Annotated in this window: 21 protein-coding genes; 12 read left to right on the top strand and 9 right to left on the bottom strand. The window is 68.3% G+C overall.

Going from position 1 to position 25,045, the window contains the following annotated elements:
• Window positions 1-32: 32 nt before the first annotated feature.
• From V5F26_RS02425 to V5F26_RS02385, 9 genes are all read left to right on the top strand, one after another.
• Window positions 33-416 (top strand): VOC family protein, encoded by a 384-nt coding sequence (locus tag V5F26_RS02425; protein WP_234051241.1) that lies wholly within the window; start codon window positions 33-35, stop codon window positions 414-416.
• Between the two features lie 111 nt (window positions 417-527).
• The gene (locus tag V5F26_RS02420) at window positions 528-1,049 is read left to right on the top strand and encodes a hypothetical protein (protein ID WP_394947633.1); all 522 of its coding nucleotides are present in this window, start codon (window positions 528-530) and stop codon (window positions 1,047-1,049) included.
• A 100-nt stretch (window positions 1,050-1,149) separates the two neighbouring features.
• Entirely contained in the window at window positions 1,150-1,986 is an 837-nt protein-coding gene (locus V5F26_RS02415; protein ID WP_234051239.1) for a chorismate mutase, read from the top strand.
• Window positions 1,987-2,112: 126 nt separating this feature from the next.
• Complete coding sequence (gene hisC / locus V5F26_RS02410) at window positions 2,113-3,243, top strand: histidinol-phosphate transaminase (protein ID WP_234051238.1); 1,131 nt, start codon at window positions 2,113-2,115, stop codon at window positions 3,241-3,243.
• On the top strand, window positions 3,240-4,181 hold the full coding sequence (locus tag V5F26_RS02405; protein WP_394059149.1) for a prephenate/arogenate dehydrogenase family protein: 942 nt from the start codon (window positions 3,240-3,242) through the stop codon (window positions 4,179-4,181). The genes hisC and V5F26_RS02405 overlap by 4 nt, the downstream gene beginning before the upstream one ends.
• A gap of 413 nt (window positions 4,182-4,594) precedes the next feature.
• A complete protein-coding gene (locus V5F26_RS02400) occupies window positions 4,595-6,172 on the top strand; it encodes a 2-isopropylmalate synthase (protein WP_394947632.1) in 1,578 nt (525 codons plus the stop codon).
• Window positions 6,173-6,643: 471 nt separating this feature from the next.
• Window positions 6,644-7,357: a CoA transferase subunit A gene (locus V5F26_RS02395; RefSeq protein ID WP_234051235.1), complete on the top strand. Its 714-nt coding sequence runs from the start codon at window positions 6,644-6,646 to the stop codon at window positions 7,355-7,357.
• 1 nt (window position 7,358) lies between these two features.
• A complete protein-coding gene (locus tag V5F26_RS02390; protein WP_394947631.1) occupies window positions 7,359-8,000 on the top strand; it encodes a CoA transferase subunit B in 642 nt (213 codons plus the stop codon).
• 269 nt (window positions 8,001-8,269) lie between these two features.
• On the top strand, window positions 8,270-10,024 hold the full coding sequence (locus V5F26_RS02385; protein WP_394947630.1) for a di-heme-cytochrome C peroxidase: 1,755 nt from the start codon (window positions 8,270-8,272) through the stop codon (window positions 10,022-10,024).
• 82 nt (window positions 10,025-10,106) lie between these two features.
• Here the strand turns inward: V5F26_RS02385 and V5F26_RS02380 are convergent, their stop codons facing one another.
• Window positions 10,107-10,865, bottom strand: a complete 759-nt coding sequence (locus V5F26_RS02380; RefSeq protein ID WP_394947629.1) for an RICIN domain-containing protein — start codon at window positions 10,863-10,865, stop codon at window positions 10,107-10,109.
• Between the two features lie 303 nt (window positions 10,866-11,168).
• Between V5F26_RS02380 and V5F26_RS02375 the strand changes: the two genes are divergently transcribed.
• A complete protein-coding gene (locus V5F26_RS02375) occupies window positions 11,169-11,927 on the top strand; it encodes a TetR/AcrR family transcriptional regulator (protein WP_394947628.1) in 759 nt (252 codons plus the stop codon).
• A gap of 189 nt (window positions 11,928-12,116) precedes the next feature.
• Here V5F26_RS02375 and V5F26_RS02370 read toward each other — a convergent pair whose 3' ends face one another.
• The 5 genes from V5F26_RS02370 to V5F26_RS02350 form a co-directional block, all read right to left on the bottom strand.
• Window positions 12,117-13,301, bottom strand: coding sequence for an acetyl-CoA C-acyltransferase family protein (locus V5F26_RS02370; protein ID WP_234051230.1), 1,185 nt, complete (start codon window positions 13,299-13,301; stop codon window positions 12,117-12,119).
• A 195-nt stretch (window positions 13,302-13,496) separates the two neighbouring features.
• Window positions 13,497-14,570 (bottom strand): 3-hydroxyacyl-CoA dehydrogenase, encoded by a 1,074-nt coding sequence (locus V5F26_RS02365; protein WP_394947627.1) that lies wholly within the window; start codon window positions 14,568-14,570, stop codon window positions 13,497-13,499.
• Window positions 14,571-14,739: 169 nt separating this feature from the next.
• Window positions 14,740-15,747: a phosphotransferase family protein gene (locus V5F26_RS02360; RefSeq protein WP_394947626.1), complete on the bottom strand. Its 1,008-nt coding sequence runs from the start codon at window positions 15,745-15,747 to the stop codon at window positions 14,740-14,742.
• Window positions 15,744-16,964, bottom strand: coding sequence for an acyl-CoA dehydrogenase family protein (locus V5F26_RS02355; protein WP_394947625.1), 1,221 nt, complete (start codon window positions 16,962-16,964; stop codon window positions 15,744-15,746). The genes V5F26_RS02360 and V5F26_RS02355 overlap by 4 nt, the downstream gene beginning before the upstream one ends.
• Window positions 16,965-17,156: 192 nt before the next feature.
• On the bottom strand, window positions 17,157-17,585 hold the full coding sequence (locus V5F26_RS02350; protein ID WP_234051226.1) for an ion channel: 429 nt from the start codon (window positions 17,583-17,585) through the stop codon (window positions 17,157-17,159).
• 168 nt (window positions 17,586-17,753) lie between these two features.
• Here V5F26_RS02350 and typA point away from each other — a divergent pair, with 168 nt between their 5' ends.
• A complete protein-coding gene (gene typA / locus V5F26_RS02345; RefSeq protein WP_234051225.1) occupies window positions 17,754-19,580 on the top strand; it encodes a translational GTPase TypA in 1,827 nt (608 codons plus the stop codon).
• A 93-nt stretch (window positions 19,581-19,673) separates the two neighbouring features.
• Here the strand turns inward: typA and V5F26_RS02340 are convergent, their stop codons facing one another.
• Entirely contained in the window at window positions 19,674-19,952 is a 279-nt protein-coding gene (locus tag V5F26_RS02340) for a TM2 domain-containing protein (protein WP_234051224.1), read from the bottom strand.
• A gap of 522 nt (window positions 19,953-20,474) precedes the next feature.
• On the opposite strand from V5F26_RS02340, the gene V5F26_RS02335 reads away from it, so the two are divergent.
• Complete coding sequence (locus V5F26_RS02335) at window positions 20,475-21,431, top strand: pirin family protein (protein ID WP_394947624.1); 957 nt, start codon at window positions 20,475-20,477, stop codon at window positions 21,429-21,431.
• Between the two features lie 42 nt (window positions 21,432-21,473).
• Here V5F26_RS02335 and V5F26_RS02330 read toward each other — a convergent pair whose 3' ends face one another.
• Together V5F26_RS02330 and treY are read right to left on the bottom strand one after the other, a co-directional pair.
• Window positions 21,474-21,698 (bottom strand): hypothetical protein, encoded by a 225-nt coding sequence (locus tag V5F26_RS02330; protein ID WP_394059165.1) that lies wholly within the window; start codon window positions 21,696-21,698, stop codon window positions 21,474-21,476.
• A gap of 75 nt (window positions 21,699-21,773) precedes the next feature.
• Window positions 21,774-24,545 (bottom strand): malto-oligosyltrehalose synthase, encoded by a 2,772-nt coding sequence (gene treY, locus V5F26_RS02325; protein ID WP_394947623.1) that lies wholly within the window; start codon window positions 24,543-24,545, stop codon window positions 21,774-21,776.
• Window positions 24,546-25,045 lie beyond the last annotated feature (500 nt).

Here is a 25,045-nt window from a genome sequence, read left to right as displayed (position 1 = left end):
GGCCCGCGCGGTCCGGCCGAAGGGAGGGCCCCATGCTGGACCATATGGGCATCTCGGTTTCGGATCTCGAACGGTCGCGGGCCTTCTATGCCGCCGCGCTGGCGCCGCTGGGGCTGTCGATCGCCATGGAGGTGAGCGCGGCCGAAACCGGTGGCCATGCCGCCGTCGGCTTCGGCGCGGGCAAGCCGGAATTCTGGATTTCCGGCGGCCCGGGCCGCTCCTCCTACCTTCATGTGGCGTTCGCCGCGGCGGACCGGGCGATGGTGAATGCCTTCCACGCCGCGGCCCTGGCCGCCGGTGGGCGGGATAATGGCGCGCCGGGCCTGCGCCCCCATTACCACCCCGACTATTACGCGGCCTTCGTGCTGGACCCCGACGGCGTGAACGTGGAAGCCGTCTGCCACAAGCCGGCCTGACGGCCCAGCCCCAGCCCCAGGCCCGCGCGCCCGCGTCTGGCGGGGCCGTCGCGGCGTGTGAACAAGATCCCTTGGCGCCAGTCGCGCACCGGGCCGATGGTATGAGGCATTATGGATTCCCTGGTTCGCCTGCTGCTCCGCCTGATCCTGGTTCCCCTCGGCTACCTTGCCGCCGTGACGGCGGGGGCGGCGGTGATCCTCATCGGCGAATGGCGCATCGGCACATTGTTCGACACGCCCCGTCCGGACGAGGCGGTGCTGGGCCTTGTCATCGCGGTGGTGGCGGCGGGAGCGCTGATGGCGCTGCTGGTGTCCGCCATGTGGCTGGTGGCCGCGGTGGGCATCCTGTTCTCGGAGCTGTTCGCGGTGCGCTCCTGGATGTTCCATGTGGCCAATGGCGCCATATCCGCGTGGATCGGCGCACAGATGTTCGGCTCCGATGCGGAGGTGAACCGGGTGGTGCACGATCCCTTCTATGTGATCGCCGCCGGGCTCGCGGGGGGGCTGGTCTATTGGCTGGTGGCGGGGTCCACCGCCGGCTTCTTCAAGCCGGTGCTGCGTTCGCCCGCCGAGCGCGCCGCCCGCCTGCGTCCGCCGCAGGGCGCGGACCTGCCGCCGCCCGGCGCCACCTGAGCGATGCCTCTCCCGCCTGCGGCCATCGGGGCGAAGCGTACAACAATCCTTTGATTCTCGGTCCCGTTCCCGCTAAGCCTCCCCGCGAGCCGGCTAGATCATGACACAACCTCTCGCATCCCCCTCCCTCGCCGATCTGCGCACTGAGATCGATCGCATCGACGCGGCCATGCATCTCCTGCTCATGGAGCGCAGCGAGATCATCGACCGTCTGGTGCAGGTGAAACGCACCCAGGGCGCCGAGGGCGGTTCCGCCTTCCGCCCCGCCCGCGAGGCGGACATGATGCGCCGCCTGGTGGAGCGCCACCACGGCTTGCTGCCGCTGGACACGGTGGAGAGCATCTGGCGCGTCATCATCGCCACCTTCACTTATGTTCAGGCCCCCTACAGCGTGCATGCGGACCTTGCCGTGGGCGAGCCGGCCATGCGCGACAGCGCCCGCTTCCATTTCGGCTTCACCGTGCCGTTCGTGCCCCACATGGGCGCCAATGGGGTGATCGAGGCGGTGGCCGCCTCCAAGGGCGACCTTGGCTTGCTGCCCGCCGCCGTGGGCACCACGCCGTGGTGGATCGCGCTGGAGGCCGACGGCGCGCCGAAGATCATCGCCCGCCTGCCGTTCGTGGAGCGGGACGACCACCCGGCCGCGCTGCCGGTGTTCGTGGTTTCCCATCCCATTTCCGATGCGGCGGTCACCGAGGTGCGGGTGCACTCGGTGCGGGTTTCGGGCTGGAGCGCGGCGGCGGGCCATTCCCTGCCGGCCTTCGCGGAAATCCTGGTCGCGCCGGATGAGGCCCTCGACGGGGCGGCGCTGCTGGTGTCCGTGCCGCCGGGCCATCGCATCGACGAGGTGCTCGACGCGGTGACCGGCGCGGGCGCCGGCATTCGCAGCGCGCGCGAGGTGGGCAGCCATGCCGCCCTCCATAAAGTGTGCTCGTGACGTGAAATCGTGAGCCGGCCTTCGCCCCTTGGGCGTGACAGAAAGCCGGAGAAACGGCCGGTCCCCGGCCGAACGTGAAGCCGGCCCGGAGCGCGGCCGGCTGGAAGAGTGCTGGAGTAGCCTTCAATGTCCGCCGTGCTGAATGATCCTGCCATCCCCGCCCGTCCGCAGCCGCGTCCGGGTGTGCTCAAGATCGACGCCTATGTGCCGGGCAAGAGCCATGCGCCGGGGGTGGAGAAGGTCTTCAAGCTCTCCTCCAACGAGACCCCGCTCGGCCCGAGCCCCAAGGCGATCGAGGCCTTCAATGCGGCGGCCCGGAACCTTCAGGACTATCCCGACGGCGCGGCCCATGTGCTGCGCGAGGCCATCGCCCGCGCCCAGGGGCTGGACCCCGAGCGCATCATCTGCGGCGCCGGCTCCGACGAGCTGTTGAGCCTGGTGGCCCACACCTTCGTGGGACCGGGAGACGAGGTGCTGTTCTCCGAGCACGGCTTCCTTGTCTACCGCATCGCCGCGCTGGCTGCCGGCGGTGTGCCCGTGGTGGCGCCGGAAGCGAACCTCACCACCGACGTGGACGCGCTGCTGGCCAAGGTGACGCCGCGCACGCGCCTGCTCTATCTCGCCAATCCCAACAACCCCACCGGCACCTATATCCCCATCAGCGAGGTGAAGCGCCTGCATGCCGGCCTGCCGCCGAACGTGCTCTTGGTGCTGGACGCCGCCTATGCGGAATATGTGCGCCGGAACGATTACGAGACCGGGCTCGAGCTGGCGCTCTCCACCGAGAACGTGCTGATGACCCGCACCTTCTCGAAGATCCACGGCCTGGCCGCCCTGCGCATCGGCTGGGCGGTGGGGCCGTCCGCCATCATCGACGCCCTGAACCGGGTGCGCGGCCCGTTCAACATGAACACGCCGGCGCTGCTGGCCGGCGCCGCTGCCGTGGCGGACGTGGAGCACATCGAGCGCTCCATCGCCCATAACGAGCAGTGGCTGCCCTGGCTCACCAGCGAGATCGGGAAGCTCGGCCTCAATGTGACGCCATCCGTGGCCAACTTCCTGCTCATCCACTTCCCGCCGGTGCCCGGCCGCACGGCGCGGGAGGCGGATGCCTTCCTCACCCGGCGCGGGCTCATCCTGCGCTCGGTGGCGTCCTACGGCCTGCCGGATGCCCTGCGCATGACGGTGGGCAGCGAGGAGGCCAACATCAAGGTGATCGAGGCGCTGAAGGACTTTCTGGAAGGAAAGCCGGCGTGAGCGGTCCGGTCGCAAAACGCGTGGCGGTGATCGGCGCGGGGCTCATCGGTTCGTCGGTGGCCCGCGCCGTGCGCGAGAAGCGTCTGGCGGAAACGCTGGTGGTGAGTGACCGGGACGAGGCCGTGCGCCGCCGCGTCGCCGAGCTGGGCTTTGCCCACGAGGTGGTGGAAACGGCGGCGGAGGCCGCGCGCGGCGCCGACATCGTAGTGGCCTGCGTGCCCGTGGGTGCGTCCCGCGCGGTGGCCGCCGAGGTGGGGCCCGAGCTGAAGGCGGGGGCGATCCTCTCGGACGTGGGCTCGGTGAAGGGCGCGGTGGTGGAGGCCATGGGCCCCCATGTGCCGCCGCACGCCCATCTGGTGCCCGCCCATCCGGTGGCCGGAACCGAGTTTTCCGGCCCCGATGCGGGCTTCGCCACCCTGTTCGAAAACCGCTGGTGCATTGTCACCCCGCCCGAGGGGGCGGACCCGGCGGCGGTGGAGCGGCTGGCGGCGCTGTGGCGCGGCATGGGCGCGAACGTGGAGTTCATGAGCGCCCAGCACCACGATCTGGTGCTGGCCATCACCTCCCACGTGCCGCACCTCATCGCCTACAACATCGTGGGCACGGCGGCGGAGCTGGAGGAGACCCTGGCCTCCGAGGTCATCAAGTTTTCCGCCGGCGGCTTCCGCGACTTCACCCGCATCGCCTCGTCCGACCCCACCATGTGGCGAGACGTGTTCCTTTATAATCGCGATGCGGTGCTGGAAATGCTGGGCCGCTTCACGGAGGACCTCACGGCGCTGCAGCGGGCCATCCGCTATGGGGACGGGGATGCGCTGTTCGAGCATTTCACCCGCACCCGGGCGATCCGCCGCTCGATCATCGAGCAGGGCCAGGAAACCGCCGCCCCCGACTTCGGCCGCCGCGCGGCGGAGAAGCCCAAGCATGAGCAGAGCTGACGCGCGCAGCTGAAAGATGCGGGGTCGCGACGGCGCGGCCCTGTTTCTCCCTGGCGTTGCATCAACCCCTTGCGCTGTCGCTCCCGGTCGGGTATCAAAACGGCTCCTGAGCGCAACCGCCGAGAGCTGAGCCCCGTGTCGTCCCGCACGACCAAGATTGCCGCCTCTGCCACCCGGACCAAGCTGGTTCCCGGGAACAACGCTCTTATTCTGCGCGCCATTCTGCTCCTTAGCCGCCCCTGAGCGCCGGCCGGGCTATGCCTGGGCACTCAGGGGACTTGGATCCGCCGCCGGCAGAAGACCCGGCGACTGTTTCGGCTTATGATCCGGCACATGCCGCGCCCCAGTCTCATCGATGAGATCGCTCCCAGGATGGAGCAGGCGCCCGCCGGAATGCGAGAAGGACCGTTCCGATGACCGAACCCGTATCCACCTCCTCCGTCCCCGCCTCGGAGAAGGACCGCGTCATCATCTTCGACACCACCTTGCGTGATGGCGAGCAGTGCCCCGGCGCCTCCATGAGCTTCGAAGAGAAGCTCCAGGTGGCCGAGTTGCTCGACGACATGGGCGTCGACGTGATCGAGGCGGGCTTTCCCATCGCCTCCATCGGCGATTTCGAGAGCGTGTCGGAGATCGCCCGCCGCGCCAAGCGCGCCACCATCTGCGGCCTCTCCCGCGCCGCGCTCAATGACATCGATCGCTGCGCCGAGGCGGTGAGGAATGCCGAGCGCGCCCGCATCCATACCTTCCTGTCCACCTCGCCGGTGCACATGAAGTACAAGCTCCAGAAAGAGCCGCATCAGGTCCTCGAGATGATCGTGGCCTCGGTGTCGCGTGCCCGCAATCATGTGGACGACGTGGAGTGGTCGGCCGAGGATGGCACCCGCACGGAGATGGAGTTTCTCTTCCGCTGCGTGGAGGCCGCCATCAATGCTGGCGCCACCACCATCAACATCCCCGACACCGTGGGCTACACCACGCCGGCCGAATACCAGGCCCTGTTCCGCACCGTGATCGAGCGGGTGCCGAACTCGGACAAGGCTGTGTTCTCCGTGCACTGCCACAACGATCTCGGCATGGCGGTCGCCAACTCGCTCGCCGGTGTGGCTGGTGGCGCGCGGCAGATCGAATGCACGGTGAACGGCATTGGCGAGCGGGCCGGCAATGCGGCCTTGGAAGAGGTCGTCATGGCCCTCGACACCCGCTCCGATGCCTTCCCTTTTGCGACGGGCATCAACACCCGCATGCTCACCCGCGCGTCCAAGCTCGTCTCGGCGGTGACTTCGTTCCCGGTGCAGTACAACAAGGCCATCGTGGGCCGGAACGCCTTCGCCCATGAGAGCGGCATCCACCAGGATGGGATGCTCAAGCACACCCAGACCTATGAGATCATGACCCCCGAGAGCGTGGGCGTCTCCAAGACCTCGCTGGTGATGGGCAAGCATTCCGGTCGCGCCGCCTTCCGCGACAAGCTCAAGGCCATGGGCTACGAATTGGGCGAGAACGCCCTCAACGACGCCTTCGCCCGCTTCAAGGACCTCGCCGACCGCAAGAAGGTGGTCTATGACGAGGATATCGAGGCGCTGGTGGATCAAGGCATTGTCGCGGCCAGCGATCGCATCAAGCTCATCTCCTTGTCCATCATCGCCGGCACCCATGGGCCGCAGCGCGCCACCATGAAGGTGGAAGTGGACGGCGCGGTGAAGACCGAGGAGGCCGAAGGCAACGGTCCGGTGGACGCCACCTTCAACGCCATCAAGGCCTTGGTGCCCCACACGGCGAAGCTGGAGCTCTACCAGGTGCACGCCGTGACCGAGGGTACCGATGCCCAGGCGGAAGTGTCCGTGCGGCTTGAGGAGAACGGCAAGGTGGTGACCGCCCGCGCGGCGGACCCGGACACCCTGGTGGCCTCCGCCCGCGCCTACATCACCGCACTCAACAAGCTGCAGATGAAGCGCCAGAGCGTGAACCCCCAGGCGGTGGCCGGCTGAGCGCCGCTTTCGGATCCGCGATGAACCAGGATGGCGCCCGGCTTCGGCCGGGCGTTTTCTTTTGCGCCAGCCTTTCGGCCGGGAGGAGAGGGCGCGGGTGGCCAATGGCCGCCCGCAAGTCACGACACCGGATCTTCGCGCAAGTCTTCGCAATGCAGCATTTTCATTGTGCAGTGCTTTCCGCACATCGTGGGTGAAGACGTCTCTCAACCCCTTGGCATGACCGGCGGCGCGCATTACGAAACACCTTGACCGCCGCCATTCGCCACGGCGCGCGGGCGCTGCCCTGCGGGACCTTCGGGAGGTTCCTCCTTTGGTGATCGTCGAGAGCTCCGCCGGGCCTGGAACCGGGGTGCCGGGGCGGCGTCCGTTCATGTCGCGAGACAGATGAAGCGGGTCACGGTTGCCTTCGCCGGCAAGGCCGCCGAACTGATCGGGGGATGGAACCGGCTCCACGGAGGGACTTCATCGATGCGTAACAAGGTTTTCGCCGACGCGAAAAGTGCTCTCGACGGCATCGTCGCCGACGGCATGACCATCATGGCCGGCGGCTTCGGGCTCTGCGGCATCCCCGAGAACCTCATCTCCGCGCTGCGCGACCTCGGCCCCAAGCACCTCACCGTGATCTCGAACAATTGCGGCGTGGATGATTTCGGCCTCGGCATCCTGCTCGCCAACGACCAGATCAAGAAGATGGTCTCGTCCTATGTGGGCGAGAACAAGCTGTTCGAGAAGCTGTACATCGAGGGCGCGCTCGAGCTGGAATTCAATCCCCAGGGCACCCTGGCCGAGCGCATTCGCGCCGGCGGCGCCGGCATTCCGGCCTTCTACACCAAGACCGGCTACGGCACCGTGATCGCCGAGGGCAAGCCCACCGCCGAGTTCAACGGCCACATGTATGTGCTGGAGACCGCGCTCCACGCCGATCTCTCCATCGTCAAGGCGTGGAAGGCCGACAAGGCCGGCAACCTCGTCTTCCGCAAGACCGCCCGCAACTTCAACCCGATGATGGCCACCGCCGGCAAGGTGACCGTGGCCGAAGTCGAGGAGCTGGTGGAGGTCGGCGAGCTCGACGGAGATCACATCCACACGCCGGGCATCTATGTGGACCGCATCGTCGTCGCCAAGGACGCCGAGAAGCGGATCGAGAAGGTGACCACCCGCAAGCGCGAAGAGGTGAAGTGAGATGGCCTGGACTCGTGACCAGATGGCGGCCCGCGCCGCCCAGCAGATCCGCGACGGCTTCTACGTGAACCTCGGCATCGGCATCCCCACTCTGGTGGCCAACGCTCTGCCTCCGGGCATGACCGTGACCTTCCAGAGCGAGAACGGCATGCTTGGCATCGGCCCCTTCCCCTATGAGGGGGACGAGGATGCCGACCTCATCAATGCTGGCAAGCAGACCGTGACCGAGGTGCCGGAGACCGCCTATTTCTCCAGCGCCGATTCGTTCGCCATGATCCGCGGCGGCCACATGGACCTGTCCATTCTCGGCTCCATGCAGGTGTCCGAGCACGGCGACATCGCCAATTGGATGGTGCCCGGCAAGATGGTGAAGGGCATGGGCGGCGCCATGGACCTGGTGGCCGGCGCCAAGGAAGTGATCGTGCTCATGGAGCATGTGGAGAAGTCCGGCGCGCCCAAGCTGGTGGAGCGCTGCACCCTCCCGCTCACCGGCACCCATGTGACCGATTTCGTCATCACCGATCTCGCCGTGTTCGAGTTCACCAAGCGCGGCGGCACCCTGGTGCTGAAGGAGCTGGCGCCGGGTGTCTCGCTCGACGAGGTGAAGGCCAAGACCGCCGCCACGTTTGAAGTGGGTCTGTGAGGCTTCATCGGCGCGCCCCTGCGGCGCGTTGAGTTCTGGAAGCGGGCGGGGGCGCGAGCCATCCCGCCCGTTTTCTTTTGGGGCCTCTCCGTGTGGTGGCCGGACCAAAAGACGCGGTCCCGGTCATACAGGCTGGAACCGTTCTGGATTAGGCTGCGGGTCGATCACACCCGAATCTCCATCCGCATGGCCAAGGGCCGGCCGGAGTCCACCCTGCTGTGGCGCCATGCGGAGGCCGCGCAGCACCAGCGACAGCACGAGAGAACGACATGGTGGGGCAGGAGAGCGCGGAGCGCAGGCAACCCAGGCGCACGAAATGGGTGGTGCTCGGCGGGTTCGCCACGGTGGTGGCGCTCGCGGCGCTGACCGGCGCGGTGGTGCGCAAGGAGCCGGCGGCGGGCGGCAAGACCGCGGCGAAGGTGGTGCACCTGGAGCAAGGCTGGTCGGCCGAGCGCCGCGAGGAATTCTACTATACGCCGCAGGGCAGCCAGCTTCTGCCCTATGCCTTCCTCACGGCGCTGGAGCAGCCCACGGCTGCCGGTCTCTTCCTCGATCCCTCTTATATCGCCGAGACCGGATTCCTGCCGGCGGAAGGGCGCTCAGAGCTCAATCCGGATGGCCTGCCCATCGGCTTCGTCAAGGACCCGCGCCCCGGCGGCGCGTTTGGTCCGGCGGTGGGGCTCACCTGCGCCGCGTGCCACACCAACGACATCCAGGTGGGACAGACCCGCATTCGCATCGATGGCGGCGCATCCCTGGGCGATTTCCAGATGCTCATGGCGCGCCTGTCCAAGGCGCTGGACGCGACCCTGGCCGACCCTGCCAAGTTCCAGCGCTTCGCCGCGCGGCTGACGGCGGATCCCCGGGCGGTGCGCCCGGCTCTGGAGGCGACGGCGGCGGAAATCCGACGCATCGAGGCCGCCGGCTGGACGCCGGAGCCTTATGGGCGCGGCCGGCTCGATGCCTTCGGCCACATTCTCAACGCGGTCGCCGCGGAGGCCCTGGGCCAGCCGGAGAACTTCCGCGTTCCCGATGCCCCGGTGAGCTATCCCTTCCTGTGGACCACGCCGGCCCAGCGCTACGCCCAGTGGAACGGCGTCGCCGGTAATCCGCTGGGGCGGAATCTGGGCGAGGTGCTGGGGGTGTTCGGTCATCCCTCCATCGGCAATGGGACGCCCGGCAGCTTCTCCTCCAGCGCGCTCATCGAGAGCCTGAAGGCGCTGGAGACCTGGACCGCCGCGCTGCAGCCCCCGCTTTGGCCGAAGGAGCTGGGCAAGGTCAGCCAGATGCGCGCCAGGCGCGGCGCCAAGCTCTATGCGCAATATTGCGCGAGCTGCCACGGCGGGCCCGACTATCCGCTCACCCCCGCCGCTGACACCATTGGCGGGCGGCAGTGGCTGGCGGTGAAGATGGTGGACCTCGCCACCGTCAAGACCGACCCGAAAATGCTGATGAATTTCGCGACGCGGACCGCGCAGACGGGCAGTCTGGCGCCCGTGTTCGGTGGTGCGCGCGAGGTGCCGGCCCGTCAGGTCCTGGTGGCCATGGTGGGCAACATCGCCGAGAACGACCTGCGCAATCTCGCCATTTCCGGGGATGCGCGGCTTGCTTATTACGGCTGGCGCTTCGCGCCCGGCAGCACGGCACCGCAGGCGGGCTGGGTGGGGCCGCTGGCCTATAAGGCAGGGCCGCTGGCCGGCGTGTGGGCCACGGGACCGTTCTTGCACAATGGCTCGGTGCCGACGGTCTACGACCTGCTGTCGCCGCCGGAAGAGCGGCCGAAGCGCTTCTATGTGGGCCATGTGCGCTATGACGCGAAAAAGCTCGGCTATGTCTCCGAACCGGACAAGATCCCGGAAAAGGAGCGCGCCGGCCTGTTCCTGTTCGACACGAGCGTGCAGGGCAATTCCAATGCCGGCCATGTCTTCCCGGACCCGTCCGTGGCGCGGCTCTCGCCCTCGGAGCGCTATGCCATCATCGAATATCTCAAGGTTCTGGAGCGGCCCCATCCGGCCGGCCATTAAGCCGGCGCCCTGGGTTTTCTTCCGGCGCGCCATCACGCCGTCTGGTTCCCCGCGACGAGAGGTCTTGCCGCGGGGAACGGCTTCAGAAGCGCCAGTTCTGGTCGGTGGCGCTGCCGTTGGGGTTACGGCCGGAGCTCTCGCAGGTCCAAAGCAGCAGCTTGGCGCCATCGGCGGTGCCGGGCGCGCCGGATACGTCCACGCATTTGCGGGAGAGCTCGTTTACGATGAACCCGCCGCGCAGCTCCCAGCGCTGATCGGTCACGCTGCCATTGGGATTGCGGCCGGAGCTCTCGCAGTCCCAGACCAGCAGCGCGCTGCCATCGGCGGTCCCCGGCGCGCCGGATACGTCGACGCATTTGCCCGTGGCGACGTTGCGGATGAAGCCGCCATTGGTCAGCTCCCAGCGATTGGCGGCATTCATCCGGGAGTCGTTGCAGTTCCAGATCACCAGCCCCACGCCATTGCGCCCGCCGACACCATCGGCGGCGACCATGCACTTGCCCGACAGGGCATTGACGATGGGCTTGCCGCGCGGGGTGGCGGGAGCCGGCTGGGGCGTGGGCTGGGCGGAGGACAGCAGGCAACCATCGAGCTTGGCGGACCAGAGGTCCTCTGCCTCTTTGATCTTGGCGGGGCCCTGGCTGGAGCACCAGTTGAAATGATTGTCCCAATCCAGCGGGGTGCTCGCGAAGGTGTTGCATTTGGCCTTCTGCCCGCGGACCGTCATCGCGGTCATGGCATTGGCATAGGGCACGCAGATATCCGGTCCCGCGGCGTGGGCGGCCCGGGCGGTGGGGAAGAGCAGCAACGCTGCGGTGGCGAGGGCGAGGGGGCGCTGCATGAGGTCCCTGCGTGTCGGGCTTGAATGGATCGCGGATCTCCAAGCGCCGATCGACAGGCATGGGAGGGATGCCTGGCTGCTCCCGCCGGCGGTTTCGTCCGCGTTTCACCCCCGCCGTTCAAGTCATAGCTGAGCCCTGCGGCGGCGGTCAGCGCCATTCCTTGGCCCGATCCCTCGCGGCCGGCGCGCAGATGTTTTTTGCTCAACCGCTTATGACCGAACGAACGCTCGCTTGACTTTCGGGTGCGGCATCCTGTGATACATAGCCGGGACGCAGTCGAAAGCGCATGGGGAGACAGGACGTTGAGCAAGGAGCGGCGGCCCGCACCGGGGGCGGACTATGCGCTGGAAGCCCTCTGCGGCCGCATCTATGAGCGGCACCGAGATACCATCAAGGTGCAGAAGCCCCATGTGGCGGTGACCAACCTCGCCCGCATCGTGGAGGCGGTGCTCACCTTGTCCAACCGGCAGGGCTTCCACGCCACGACACTGCGTGATCTCTCCCGCGTGGCGGGCATCAGCATGGGCGGGCTCTATTCCTATTTCGATGGCAAGGACACGCTGCTGCTCATGATCCTGGAGCAGGTGGCCGATGCGGTGACCGAGGCGCTCGGGGCGGTGCCGGACAAGGTGCGGGCCGACCCGGCGGAGCATCTGGCCTGGCTCATCGCGACCCATGTTTCCCTATCGGAGGCCATGCAGCCCTGGTTCGTGTTCGCCTATATGGAGGCGAAGGCCTTTCCCCCGCCCGCCCGCAAGGCGGCGGTGGAAAGCGAGCTGGCCACCGAGCGCATGTTCGCCGAGGTGCTGGAGGAGGGCGCGCGCATGGGCCGCTTCGCGGTGGATGACGTGGCTTTCACCGCCACCCTCATCAAGCCGCTGCTTCAGGACTGGTACGTGAAGCGGGGCAAATACAGGAAGCGCGGTGTCAATGCCGCCACCTACGCCGCGCGGGTGAGCGACTTCGTGCTGGCCGCCCTGGCGCCGCCCCCCGCGCCCGCGGCACCGGCGGCCGCCAAGGCTGAGAAGCCGGCCAGAGCCGGGAAGAAGGCGCGCGGCTAGGTCCGTTCCTTTGGCCGGCGACGAGGAGCGGTCGGAACCGTTGATCTGACGCTTTTTGTCCTGCGGGCCGATCTCCACCGCGCTCGAAAGCGCGCATGGCCCGTCTCAAACGCAAACGGCGCCCCGGACCTGAGCCCGGGACGCCGCCGCCGAGGGTCTCCCCGTCGGACCCCTGACCTTGCCCGCGGTTCAGACCCGCTCGACGATCGTTGCGATGCCCTGGCCGCCACCGATGCACATGGTGATGAGGCCGTAGCGCTTGCCGGTGCGCTGCAGATCATAGATGGCCTTGATGAGCAGGATGGCGCCCGAGGCCCCCACCGGATGGCCAAGCGCGATGGCGCCGCCATTGGGATTGACCTTGGCCGGATCGAAGCCGAGCGAGCGGCTGACCGCGCAGGCCTGGGCGGCGAAGGCTTCGTTGGACTCGATGATGTCGATCTCGTCCAGGGTCAGGCCGGCCTTGGCGAGGGCGGTCTTCACCGCCGGCACCGGGCCCATGCCCATCTCGGAAGGATCGACGCCGGCGAGGCCGTAGGAAACCAGCCGCGCCATGGGCTTCAGGCCCTTTTCCACGACCGCCTCGCCGGTGGCGAGGATGACCATGCCGGCGCCGTCATTGATGCCGGAGGCGTTGCCGGCGGTCACCGTGCCGTCCTTCTTGAAGACGGGGCGCAGCTTGGTCATGTCCGCCGGAGTCACCTCGGCGCGCACATGCTCATCGGTGTCGAACACCACGGTGCCCTTGCGGGTGGTGATCTCCACCGGGGCGATCTGGTCCTTGAAATAGCCGGCGGCGATGGCGGCGGCGGCGCGCTTATGGCTCTCCACCGCCATGGCGTCCTGGTCCTCGCGCGTGATCTGGTAGCGCTCGGAGACGTTCTCGGCGGTCACGCCCATATGGCCGTGGCCGAACGGATCGGTGAGCACGCCCACCATCATGTCCACGGCGCTCGCGGAGCCCATGCGCTGGCCCCAACGGGCGGCGGGCATGAGATAGCCGCCGCGGCTCATGCTCTCGGCGCCGCCAGCGAGCGCGATGCGGGCATCGTCCAGCTTCAGGAGCTGGGTGGCGTTGACGATGGCCTGGAGGCCCGAGCCGCACAGGCGGTTCACGGTGAGGGCCGGCACCTCCTTGGGCACGCCCGCTTCCATGGCCGCCACGCGCGAAATGTACATGTCGCGCGGCTCGGTGTGGATCACGTTGCCCACCACCGTGTGGCCCACATCGGTCGGCTCGATGCCGGCGCGGGCGATGGCGGCCTTGGCCGCATGGGCGCCGAGCGCGGTGGGGGGAATGTCCTTCAGCGCGCCGCCGAAATCGCCGATGGGCGTGCGGGCACCGGAAACGATGAAGACTTCGGTCGTGCTCATGCGGGTGTCTCCCGGAACCTGTGAGCGGGCGTCACCGCCCGGCGGGATGGAAGGAAAACAGGGCTTGCGGCCTCGGGACCGGGGACCCTGGAACCAGGGACCCTCGGACCTTGGGGGCCGCACGCCGGCGGGCGGCGGAGGTCATGCCGAAAAAAGGCCGCGGCCTTCAGGCCGCCGCTGAACGGGTCGCGCCGCTCACGCCTCAACCGGGGCGAAGGCGGGCACGGGGTGGCCGTCACGCTCGCACAGAGCGCGCACGGCCGCTTCCACGCTCGCGTCCCCATAGCGGCGCATGAGGGCGAAAGGGCCTTCCTTGAACTTCAGGGCCAGAACGGCGCCCTGGTCCACGGCCTCGGGCGCGGCCACCTTTTCGGCTTCCAGCTCCAAGGCGGGTAGCACCAAAGCGCCCAGCAGGCGGCGCTCCACCAGATCGAGGTCGGCACCCGCCACGCGGACGTCGAGCGGCCAGTCGGCGCCGCTCTCGGCCTGGGCCTTCAAGATGCGGCTGGTGGTGTAGAACGGGCCGAGGGCGGCAAGGTTGCTCATAGCATGGGCGGAAACCGCCGGGCGCACCAGGTTCATCACCGTGAACGGGCCGGCGGCGGCGCCGAGGCGCTCCTGGGCCACCTGGTCCACGTCAGCGGTACCGGCAATGCCGTCCTCAACGATGCGCGTGGCCTCGTTGTAATAGGGGCAGAAGAAGCGGTTGATGGCGAAGCCCGGCCGGTCCTTGCAGGGCAAGGGCGTGCGGCGGGTGGCCTTGAGGAAGGCGAGGGCCCGGTCCACCGTGGCGTCGCTGGTCGCCTCCGAGCGCACCACTTCCACCAGCGGCGAGACTTCCGCCGGGCTGAAATAATGCAGGCCCAGGAAGCGCGGCGCGAAGGCGAAGCCCTGCGCCAGATCTCCCACCTTCAAGGCGGAGGTGTTGGTGGCGAGGATGGCGGAGGGGGAAAGATGGGGCGCCAAGGCGGTGAACAGCTCGCGCTTGACGGCGAGATCCTCGAACACCGCCTCGATCACCACATCCGCGGCGCCGACGGCGGCGAGATCGGGGGCGGGGGAGAGGCGGGCGAGGGCGGCGGTGGCGTCAGCCTCCACCATGCGGCCATTCTTCACCCAGCGGCCATAGACCTTGGCGGCGCGCTCCTTCAGCTTCGCCACCCCGTCGGGCCGCTGGTCGAACACCACCACGTCGATGCCGTGGCGCGCCGCGTCGAGGGCGATGCCGCCACCCATCAGGCCGGCGCCGATGACTGCCAATCGCTGCATGCCCTGTTCCTCCCGGCTTTCATGGGCGCTGGTGCGCCGGATGATGCGCTTGCGGAACGGTTTCCGGCAACCTGCGCCGGTCCGTCACGTAAATTGTATCAAACGCTTGTTTGGTTCCCTCTCCTTACCCCTCCTGCCCCTCGCGCGCAATGGTCGCGCGGCGGGACGTTCACCCACGCGTGAGATCGGCAGCGCGGCGGGCGAAGGCTGCGGCGAGGCGGCCGGTGTCCGCGGCATTGGCGGAATTGGCGTTGCCCGCTTTGGCGCGCGCGGCGATGCCCTCGAAGATCACCGCCCAGCGGAACAGGGCGAAGGCCTTGTGGAAGTCGGTGAGCGCCTGTCCGTGGCGGGCCAGCGCCGCATAATCGGCCACGAAATCGCTGAGCTCGGGGATGCCCAGAGCCTTCAAATCGAGGCCGGCAATGCCGCCATATTCGTCGGGCTGCGACACCCAGGCCATGGCGCAATGGGCCAGGTCCGCCAAAGGATGGCCGAGGGTGGAAAGCTCCCAGTCCAGCACCGCCACCACCCTGGGCTCGGTGGGATGGAACATGAGATTGCCGATGCGATAGTCGCCATGCACCAGGGTCGTGGTGTCATCGGCCGGAATGTGCGCCGGCAGCCAGGTGGTCAGGTGCTCGATATTCTCGTCGTCCCGCGTGCGCGAGAGCACCCATTGCCGGGTCCAGCGCCCGATCTGGCGGGAGAAGTAGTTGCCGGGCTTGCCGAAATCGGAAAGGCCCACCGCCGCCACGTCCACATTGTGGAAAGCGGCGAGGGTCTTCGCCATGGCGCGATACATGGCGCGCCGCTCCTCCGGCTCCACGCCCGGCAGGGTGCAATCGTGGAACACCCGGCCGTCCACCTTCTCCATCACATAAAAGGGCGTGCCGATGACGGCGCGGTCCTCGCAATAGAGCAGAGCCGGGGGCACCGGCACATCGGTCTGCGCCAGAGCGCGGATGATGCGGTATTCCCGGTCGATGGCGTGGGCGGAAGGCAGAAGCTCGCCGGGCGGCTGCTTGCGCAGCACCAAAGCGCGATTGTCGTAGTCCACGAAAAAGGTGGGGTTGGACTGCCCGCCGGCGATGGGCGTAAGGCGCGGCGTCCCGGCAAGGCCGGGGATCGTGGCCTTCAGATAGGCATCAAGGGCGGCGACGTCGAAGCCGAAGCTCATTTCGCGCTCTCCCCAGCCACCGGCCAGCGCCAGAAGGCGCCCTGTTCCTTGTCCAGGAATCGGTTCAGCACCATCTGGTGCACCTCGTCGGCGCCGTCCACCAGGCGCGCCTGGCGGGCATAGCGGTAGATCCACTCCAGCACCGTGTCCTTGGAATAGCCGCGCGCGCCATTGATCTGGATGGCGGTGTCCGCGGCCTTGTGCAGGGTGTTGGCGGCCTGGATCTTGGCCATGGACACTTCCTTGCGGGCAAGGCCCCCGCGGTCCAGTTCCCAAGCCGCCTTCATCACCAGAAGGCGGCCGATCTCGATCTCCATGGCGAGGCGGCCGAGCATGAGCTGCACGCTCTCCCGGTCGGCGAGCCTGATGCCGAAGCCGTGGCGCTCAGAAGCATACTCCCGCGCGATCTCCACGCAGCGGGCGGACAGGCCCAGCCAGCGCATGCAATGGGTGAGGCGCGCCGGGCCCAGGCGGATCTGCGTCACCTTCAGCCCCTTGCCCACGCCCATGAGGATGTCCTCTGGCGGAATTTCCAGCCCGTCGAACTCCAGCTCGCAATGGCCGCCATGTTCCTCTGGTCCCATGATGGGAATGCGACGGAGGATGCGCCAGCCCGGCGCGCTGCGGTGGAACGCGAAGGCGGTCAGCCCCGTGCGCGGATCATCCGAGGTGCGGGCGATCACGGTGAAGTGCTCGGCCTCCTCCGCGCCGGTGATGAACCATTTGCGGCCGTAGAGGCGATAGCTGCCATTGGGCTGCGCCTCGGCGCGGGTGAGCATCATGCCGGGGTCGGAGCCGCCGCCGGGATGGGGCTCGGTCATGGCGAAGGCGGAGCGCACCTTGCCCGCGACGATGGGGGCGAGCCAGCGGGCCTTCTGATCCGCGGTGCCCACCGCCTCGAACATCATCATGTTGCCGTCGTCGGGCGCGGCGGAATTGAACACCACCGGCCCGAAGATGGAACGGTTCATTTCCGGATAGCACACCGCCATGCCCATGCGGCCGACGCCGAGCCCGCCATTCTCCGGCTTCAGTTGCAGGCACCACAGGCCGGCGGCGCGGGCCTTGGCGCGCAGCTCGGCGAGAAGATCGGGGCGGATATTCTCGTGGGCGTCATAGGCGGAGGCGTCCGCCTCGTGGGGCATGATCTCCTCGGCCACGAAGGCGGCGATGCGCGCCCTCAGCGCCTCGAGCTCGGGGGAGATGGCGAAATCCATGGCGTCTCTCCGCTCTTGCCGGGGTGGTGATTCCACCTCCGGACAGCGCCGCTCGGGATGATTGCAGTGATGCGGAACATCTTGCGGCGCAATAGGCCCGCCAGGAAAGTCGAGCGAGCGCTCGATTTTCTATCGGAGCGCGCGACACCGCGCAAGGGGACCTTTGCGGCGCTGGCGGGCGGAAAAAAAAGGTCAATACAGGCGCAGGGTCTGCACCGCGCGATTGAGCACCGTATAGAGCAGCGCCGTGGACCAGCCGAACAGCAGCAGGCCGTTGCAGGAGGTGAGCGGGCCGAGCAGCCGCCATTCGTGGGCCGGCAGCACATCGCCATAGCCGAGAGTCGTGAAGTTCTCGATGGCCAGATAGAAGGCGACATCGGCCGGCGCGGCGCCCACCATCACGTAGAGCACGCCCCACGCCAGAGCCTGCACCAGGTGCCCGAGGGTCAGGACCACCCCGGTGCCGCACATGACCACCAGCAGCGTCGGCACCGAGTGTTCCTTCACCCGGCGGTGGGCGCGCTTCTGCAGGGCATGAACGAGCATGAGGGTGATGACGGCCTGGATGGCGATGGTGAGGGCGCTGACCAGAAGGCCGAACACGATCTCTTCAACCTGCATGAACCCTCCGGAAAAGCGGTGCGCCAACCCGCCTCAGATGCCACCCGCGCAGGGAGAATGCCAGCCGCGCATTGATCTTCGGCCCTTAGTGTGTATTTTGCACCGCAACTTTCCCTCTTCTCCGGCGGGCCCGAGGAATTCGGACCCGCATTTTGGTGCTGGAAGCCCATGAAGCTGCGCAATATCGCCATCATCGCCCACGTCGACCACGGCAAGACCACCCTGGTGGACGAATTGCTCAAGCAGTCGGGTTCCTACCGCGAGAACCAGCGCGTGGCCGAGCGCGTGATGGACTCGAACGATCTCGAAAAAGAGCGCGGCATCACCATCCTCGCCAAGGCCACCTCGGTGGTGTGGAAGGACACGCGCATCAACATCGTCGACACCCCCGGGCACGCCGATTTCGGCGGCGAGGTGGAGCGCATCCTGAATATGGTGGACGGCGCCATCGTGCTGGTGGATGCCGCCGAAGGCCCCATGCCGCAGACCAAGTTCGTGGTCGGCAAGGCGCTCAAGATCGGCCTGAAGCCCATCGTGGCCATCAACAAGGTGGACCGCTCCGACGCGCGCCCGACCGAGGTCATCAACGAGGTGTTCGACCTGTTCGCGGCGCTCGACGCCACCGACGAGCAGCTCGACTTCCCGATTCTCTACGGTTCCGGGCGCAGCGGCTGGATGGCCGATAGCCCGGAAGGCCCCATGGACCAGGGCATGGCGCCCTTGTTCGACCTGGTGCTGAAGCACGTGCCGGCGCCGACCGTGCATGAAGGCCCATTCCGCATGATCGGCACGCTCCTGGAAGCCAACCCCTTCCTCGGCCGCATGATCACCGGGCGCATCACCTCCGGCACCCTGAAGCCCAATCAGGCCATCAAGGTTCTGGCGCAGGACGGCTCCCTGGTGGAGCAGGGCCGCGTGTCCAAGATCCTGGCCTTCCGCGGCCTGGAGCGTCAGCCCATCGAGGAAGGCGTGGCGGGTGACATCGTCGCCATCGCCGGCCTGTCCAAGGGCACGGTGGCCGACACCTTCTGCGCACCTGAAGTGACCGAGGCGATGGCCGCTCAGCCCATCGACCCGCCCACCGTCACCATGACCTTCATCGTCAACGATTCGCCGCTGGCCGGCACCGAGGGCGACAAGGTGACGAGCCGCGTGATCCGTGACCGCCTGTTCCGCGAGGCGGAAGGCAATGTGGCCCTCAAGATCGAGGAATCCACCGAGAAGGACTCCTTCTTCGTGTCCGGCCGCGGCGAGCTGCAGCTCGCGGTGCTGATCGAAACCATGCGCCGCGAGGGCTTCGAGCTGGCCGTGTCGCGTCCGCGCGTGGTGTTCCAGAAGGATGAGGCGGGCACCGTGATGGAGCCCATCGAGGAAGTCCTCATCGACGTGGACGAGGAGTATTCCGGCACGGTCGTGCAGAAGATGAGCGAGCGCAAGGCCGAGATGGTCGAGATGCGCCCCTCCGGCGGCAACCGCCAGCGGCTCGTCTTCTACGCTCCCACCCGTGGGCTCATCGGCTACCAGTCGGAGCTGCTCACCGACACGCGCGGCACCGCCATCATGAACCGCCTGTTCCACGATTACGCCCCCTATAAGGGCGAGATCGCCGGGCGCACCAATGGCGTTCTGATCTCCAACGAGCAGGGTGAGGCGGTGGCCTATGCCCTGTGGAACCTGGAAGATCGCGGCCCGATGATCATCGAGCCGGGCTGGAAGGTGTATCAGGGCATGCTGGTGGGCATCCACAACCGGGACAATGACCTGGAAGTGAACGTGCTGAAGGGCAAGAAGCTCACCAATATCCGCACCACCTCCAAGGACGAGGCGGTGCGCCTGACCCCGCCGATCCGCATGACCCTTGAGCGCGCTCTGGCCTGGATCCAGGACGACGAGCTGGTGGAAGTGACGCCCAAGTCCATCCGCCTGCGCAAGCGCTTCCTTGATCCCAACGAGCGCAAGCGCAACGAGCGCAAGGCCGTGGGCGAGATGGCCTGATCGGCGCCCGTTCGCCGGAATTGCATGAGAAGAGGGGTTCGGCGCATCGCCGGACCCCTTTTTGTTTGGCGGCTGCCTCAGCGGGCCGCTTTTTCAGGACACAATGCCGCTGGCGATGCGGCGGCGGATCTCCTCCTGCCGGGCCCGAACGAGATCGGGCAGCAGGAAGGCATCAATGACGAACCAGATGATGCCCACCACGAAGAAATAGGAAATGATCTGCAGGATCGCGGTCCCGGTCTTGCCCAGGTAGAAGCGGTGGGCCGAGAACAGCCCCAGGAACAGCCAGAAGAAATAGGCGAGCGTCATGCTCGGCCCCTCATTGGCGAGGCGCGCTTCGATATAGGTTCTGGTGGCGATGTCGGTGGTCATGGAAAGGCCCGGCATTGGAGGGTCAAACGCGGGCCGGAGCGGCGAGCGGTTTCGGCGCGCCAGGGCCGGCTTCGCGAGCGGCGTCTTACTAAGGCCCTTTGCCGTGAAGTGGATACCCGTTTGCGCATGGAATATGCGCGGGGCCTTCGGGCATTTCCCTCACACGAGGCGGATCCACTCCGCTCTGAAACGCCCCTGAGGGGAAATTCGCATTGCGCCGCGTGTTGGCGAGGTGGCCGCCGCGTCGGAGCGGGGCGGGGAAGTCCGGATGCACCCGATCGCCGCGGCGCCTCGCAGTTGCGTTGGAGCTTCCTCAGCGCGGGGGAAAGATCGCCCCTCGGCGTGCCGGGCGGTTCTCAGCCTGTGCGGCCCAGGACGGCATTTGCGATGGAGCATATTCGGATCGGGGCTATGATGTCCTCGCTCCTTTGCTCCGTACCGGCACCCCTTTGCCGCTGGTGGCGGAAAAGCTCGCCGCGCTGGAGGCTGCTGCCATGAGTTTCGTTCCATGAGTTTCGTTCCATGAGCTTCGTTCCCTGCCCAGATCCCGAGCTCGGGGACGCCGCCGGCTGCGCGGCTGTGGAAACCGTTCTGCTGCCGCGCAGCCGCGACATTGGCGGCATGGAGGTGGGGCGGGTGCTGCCCTCCACCCGGGGGCAGATGATTGGCCCCTTCATCTTCTTCGATCGTATGGGGCCCGTGCGTTTTGGCCCGCATCAGGCGGAGGACGTGCGGCCACATCCGCACATCGGGCTCGCCACCGTCACATATCTTCTCGACGGGCAGATGATTCATCGCGACAGCTTGGGCAGCGAGCAGGTGATTACCCCCGGCGCCGTGAATCTCATGACGGCCGGGCGCGGCATCGTCCATTCGGAGCGGCACGACGCGGCCGTGAAGGCCCATGGCGGCAGCCTCTCCGGCGTGCAGATCTGGCTGGCCCTGCCCCAGTCGCGGGAGGAGGGGGCTCCGGAATTCGTTCATGCCGGCGCCGATGCCCTGCCTCTGGTGGAGGATGGGGGAGTGTCGGCGCGGGTGATCCTGGGGGCGGCGTTCGGCGCAGCCTCGCCTGTGCCGCTCGCCGCGCCAGCGGTCTATGTGGACGCGCGCCTTGCGCCCGGGGCGGCGCTGCCGATCGATGCCGAGCATGAAGAACGGGCGCTTTTCATCCTGGACGGCGAGGTCGAGGTGGATGGCACGCGTTTCCCTGCCGGGCAAATGCTGGTGATCCGTAATGGCGTCGCCACCCGGGCGCGGGCGCACACGGCGGCGCGGGTGCTGCTGCTGGGCGGCACCGCGCTGGAGGGGCCGCGCTACATCTGGTGGAACTTCGTCTCCTCCCGCCTGGAGCGCATCGACGAGGCGCGGGACGCCTGGCGCCAGGGACGCTTCGACCTTATCCCCGCCGATCATGACGAGTTCATCCCGGCCCCCGGTGACGGGCCCGGCCGCCCGCGCGCCCAGCGGCCGCGGACCTGATCGCTCTCCCGCGCGCGGCCTGCGACGTCGTTCGGCAACGCTCTAGCCGTGCCCGTGCTTCTTCTCGTGGCGGCCGCGCGGGTGCTGGGGCTTCGCCTCCTCCCCGCAAATGGGCGTGGGCGTATCGCGCACCATGGAGGGCGGATCGCTGGCGGGGAAGCTCTGCTCCAGCTCGTCGTCGAGCTGCCGAGCCACGGATTCCGGTGTGCGGCAGGCTTCGGGCGTGTGCGGTTGGGCTGTCTTCTTGTGGGCGTGGCCTTTGCTCATGGACGTCTCCCTGGCCCCCACCTGTGGGTGTTGGCCCATCAACGTCGTCAGCCCGCCCCCGTTCCGCCGCGGGCCTCACATCTTCAGGAGCACCGCGGCCGGAAAGCTGTCCAGCGCATCGGAAAGATCGAAGCGGCCGAGGCGGACTTCCACCACGCGTCCGGTGAGGGCGTCGTGATAGGTCCCATCGCTCAGCTCGGGGGAGGTGACACGGGTGGTCTGCCACAGGCCCGGCGCCACCTTGGGCAGGGCCGTTTCCAGGCCGAGCAGCCCATAGGCCAAGCGCGTCACCACCGTCACGCCCATGGCGTCCCGATGGCGGCGCGCGAAGGCCAATGCGTGGGCGGCGCGTGGGCCCTGGACGGGGAGGGGCAGATATTCGCCGTCGCGGTAGAGGGCGGCCTCTGTCGCCCGCAGGTGAAGAAGGCGCGCGATGGTGGCCTGCTTCACCCGGCCATCGGCAAAGCTCTCCAGCAGAAAGTCGGGCGTGCCGCCGGTGGCAAGGGCGTCGGCGCGTGCCAGATGGTCCACTGCCGGAGCGCCGTCGCCCGCGCAGAGGCCGAAGTCCCAGAATTCGGTGCCCTGGAACAGTTCCGGAATGCCCGGAACCGTGCATTTCAGCACCACCTGCGACAGGGCGTTGACGGCGCTGGCGCGGGCGAGCTGGGGCACGAAGGCGGCAATGAGCCGGCGGGCCGGCGCGCCGGCCTCCCCCTCCATGAGGGTGGCGAGGAAGTGCGCGCAGCCCTGTTCATAGGCCGTGTCGGGAAAATGCGGGCGGGTGCGCATGCGGGCCCGGCGGAGGTTCTCCATCCACCATGCCTTCACTCGGTCATGCAGGCCGCCGAGGCCCAGCGCGTCGTCGGGGCGCAGGCCGTGGGGCCAGGCGCCAATGAGGGTTTGTACGAGGATCACCACATCGCGCGGCTCCGGCGCGACACCGTCCACCAGCCGGGAGCGGAAGGGGGCCGTGATCTCCAAGAGCGGCCACAGCAGGGCCTCCCATTCGCGCGGCGCGCCGCTGAGCACGGCCAGCCGCATGCGGGCATCCTCGCCACGCTGCTGGTCCGGGCCGCCGGTCGCGCTCAAAGCGTGGGGGCTGCGACTGGCGCGGGCCGCCATGCGATCATGAAAAGCGTCGGGTGCAAGGCCCATCCATGCCGGATCGGACCCCGGCTCATTACGCGAGACAAGGCGGCCGAAGCGTGCGGCCAGCATCTCGTCCAGGGCTTCCCGGCCAAGGGCGGCGGTCAGCTGCTGGAAGGCGGCAATGGCCTCCTCGCGCGCGCCGGCCTTCTCGAAATCGCCGAGCTGGCGCGGGGCTTCGCCGCCGAGCCACGCGGCCATCTGCTCCGCCACCGGGAGGTCGAGGGGCGAGAGGCGGCGGCGAGCCCGCTTCAGCGCGGCCGCGAACAGGGCGGCGTCGGCGGCGTCGAAGCCATCCACGTCGGCATAGGTGCGGCGGATGGGCAGGGCCACGGCGAGCTCGCGCACGCAGCGCGCAATGCTGGCGCGGGGCGTGTCCCGCGTCTTGAGATCGGAACGCGCCACCTCCACCACAGCGTCCACCACGCGCTCGAGCTGGGCGCCGAAGCTCATGGCGAGGGCCTGGCGGCGTGCCAGGGCCCGCTGGTCGTCGAAGCGCTGGCGCTCGCCGGTGGCGGAAACCCACAGATCGCCCAGCGGCGTGCCGCCGGCCGGGTCGTGGAGCACGGCGGAGATATCCTCTTGCGCCTCGGCGCCGGCGGTGCCGGCCACGATGCCGCCACCGGGGGGAATGTCCCCGGCTCCGACCGTACCAGCCGCGAGATAGAGTGCGGGGAGGCCCGCGGGGCGGGAGGCGGCCGCGCTCTCCAGCTTCAGGCGCAGGCGGCGGGTGTAGGCGGCGGGGTCGCCCAGCAGGTCCCATTGGCGGATGACGAAGCCGTCAACCAGCCCCTCCGCATAGAGCCGGACCAGGGTTCCATGGGTGGCATCGAAGACGTCCGGCCGCTCCGTGCGGATGGCCGCGAGGGCGGTGGTGTCGGGCAGCCGGGTCCAGTTCAGCTCGTCGGCCGCGGTACCCCACCATGCGAGCCGGAAGGATTGGCGCTCCAGCAGCCGGTGCAGGCGCTCGCGGCCGGGTTCGGTGCGGCTGTCGAAGGCGCCGCAGGCGGCGGCGATGAGCGTGCGCCCCTCGGGCGTGGCGGCGCGCGCCATCAAGGTCCGGCGGGCGGCTTCCGCTTCCTGAGGGTCGGGCCGCAGGCGGGGCAGCCGGGTAAAGGGCGCGGCCAGCTCGTCGGAGCCGGTCAGCTCGGCCGCCTCCAGGATTTCCGCGTAGTGGAGCGGGCAGATGGGGAAGGCGTGCGCATGGTGGCGCACCAGGAAGCGCCCCTGCGCGCTGTCGAACGCGAGCTGAAGGCTGCCGGCATCCAGGGCCACCCCATAGGGCTGGTCCAAAAACGGCGCCAGCAGCTTGTTGCGCAGGACCGGATCAGCGCCGCGCCAGTCCACGTCGAACCAGTGCGCATGGGCGCTGTCGCGGCCCCACTCCAGCAGGTCGTTCCAGGCCTCGTTGTCGGCGCCACCGACCGCCATGGCGGCGGGGGTGATGTCGACGATGAGCCCCATCTGCCGGCGGCGCAGCGCGGCCACCAGTTGGCGCAGCCCCTCCTCGCCGCCGATGCGAGGCTCGACGGTATCGTGGTCCACTACCCCGCCGGGGAGATCAGCGCGACCGGCGAGCAAGGCGTTCGCCGTGATGTGGCTGGCGCCGAGATCGGCGAAATAGTCCACCAGCCCCACGGCCGCGTCGAGGGGAAATGCCGGTTCGAACTGAAGGCGGACGGCGGCGCGGGGCACAGTCACGACCGGCCTCGCATGGGGCTCGGAGCCTGCCGGCGCGGGCGTTCAGCGGACTGGTGGGGGACTGGAAGACGCTGTTCTGCGCGCCGGGCGCGCAAACGGGTGCGGCCTCTGGAGCACAGGGTCGGGGAGGGGGGGCAAGGCCGCGCATCCGCCCGGCGCCCGCCGGAGGGGCGGCGGTCACGTGCACCATCCCGTGGTGCGTTGACGAGGGGGAGGCCGACGCTACGCGCCGCGCGCGGGGAGAGCCCGTTGGACACCGGGAAACGGCATGCGCCGGTTGGCGACGCCTTGGGCGATCGGATGTGGCGGTCGAAGCTTTCCGGCAAGGCTGCGCCGTGGGTCGCAGCAACTTGGAAAACGTTGAATGGCCAAGTGCCTGGCCTGCGGAGAGCCTTCGGGAGACGGGCGCGCGCGGTCTGCTTCGGGCCATCTTCGTCGCACCACGACGCACCCCGCTCGCCGGCCTGGCCTGCGCGGCTGAGGGCGTGAGAGTAGGGCTC

Origin of the sequence: Xanthobacter variabilis (assembly GCF_043831965.2) — a bacterium.
Lineage (GTDB): Bacteria > Pseudomonadota > Alphaproteobacteria > Rhizobiales > Xanthobacteraceae > Xanthobacter.
The sequence above is the reverse complement of the archived record's forward strand: the minus strand, read 5'-3'. Positions and strand labels throughout refer to the sequence as shown.

Coding starts and splice junctions, on each gene's coding strand:
- typA (WP_234051225.1), top strand. CDS start 17,754: ATGAAGCTGCGCAATATCGCCATCATCGCCCACGTCGACCACGGCAAG.
- V5F26_RS02330 (WP_394059165.1), bottom strand. CDS start 21,698: ATGAGCAAAGGCCACGCCCACAAGAAGACAGCCCAACCGCACACGCCC.
- V5F26_RS02340 (WP_234051224.1), bottom strand. CDS start 19,952: ATGACCACCGACATCGCCACCAGAACCTATATCGAAGCGCGCCTCGCC.
- V5F26_RS02355 (WP_394947625.1), bottom strand. CDS start 16,964: ATGGATTTCGCCATCTCCCCCGAGCTCGAGGCGCTGAGGGCGCGCATC.
- V5F26_RS02370 (WP_234051230.1), bottom strand. CDS start 13,301: ATGAGCACGACCGAAGTCTTCATCGTTTCCGGTGCCCGCACGCCCATC.
- V5F26_RS02400 (WP_394947632.1), top strand. CDS start 4,595: ATGACCGAACCCGTATCCACCTCCTCCGTCCCCGCCTCGGAGAAGGAC.
- V5F26_RS02415 (WP_234051239.1), top strand. CDS start 1,150: ATGACACAACCTCTCGCATCCCCCTCCCTCGCCGATCTGCGCACTGAG.
- V5F26_RS02360 (WP_394947626.1), bottom strand. CDS start 15,747: ATGAGCTTCGGCTTCGACGTCGCCGCCCTTGATGCCTATCTGAAGGCC.
- V5F26_RS02425 (WP_234051241.1), top strand. CDS start 33: ATGCTGGACCATATGGGCATCTCGGTTTCGGATCTCGAACGGTCGCGG.
- V5F26_RS02350 (WP_234051226.1), bottom strand. CDS start 17,585: ATGCAGGTTGAAGAGATCGTGTTCGGCCTTCTGGTCAGCGCCCTCACC.
- V5F26_RS02365 (WP_394947627.1), bottom strand. CDS start 14,570: ATGCAGCGATTGGCAGTCATCGGCGCCGGCCTGATGGGTGGCGGCATC.
- V5F26_RS02385 (WP_394947630.1), top strand. CDS start 8,270: ATGGTGGGGCAGGAGAGCGCGGAGCGCAGGCAACCCAGGCGCACGAAA.
- hisC (WP_234051238.1), top strand. CDS start 2,113: ATGTCCGCCGTGCTGAATGATCCTGCCATCCCCGCCCGTCCGCAGCCG.
- V5F26_RS02420 (WP_394947633.1), top strand. CDS start 528: ATGGATTCCCTGGTTCGCCTGCTGCTCCGCCTGATCCTGGTTCCCCTC.
- V5F26_RS02380 (WP_394947629.1), bottom strand. CDS start 10,865: ATGCAGCGCCCCCTCGCCCTCGCCACCGCAGCGTTGCTGCTCTTCCCC.
- V5F26_RS02395 (WP_234051235.1), top strand. CDS start 6,644: ATGCGTAACAAGGTTTTCGCCGACGCGAAAAGTGCTCTCGACGGCATC.
- V5F26_RS02390 (WP_394947631.1), top strand. CDS start 7,359: ATGGCCTGGACTCGTGACCAGATGGCGGCCCGCGCCGCCCAGCAGATC.
- V5F26_RS02335 (WP_394947624.1), top strand. CDS start 20,475: ATGAGCTTCGTTCCCTGCCCAGATCCCGAGCTCGGGGACGCCGCCGGC.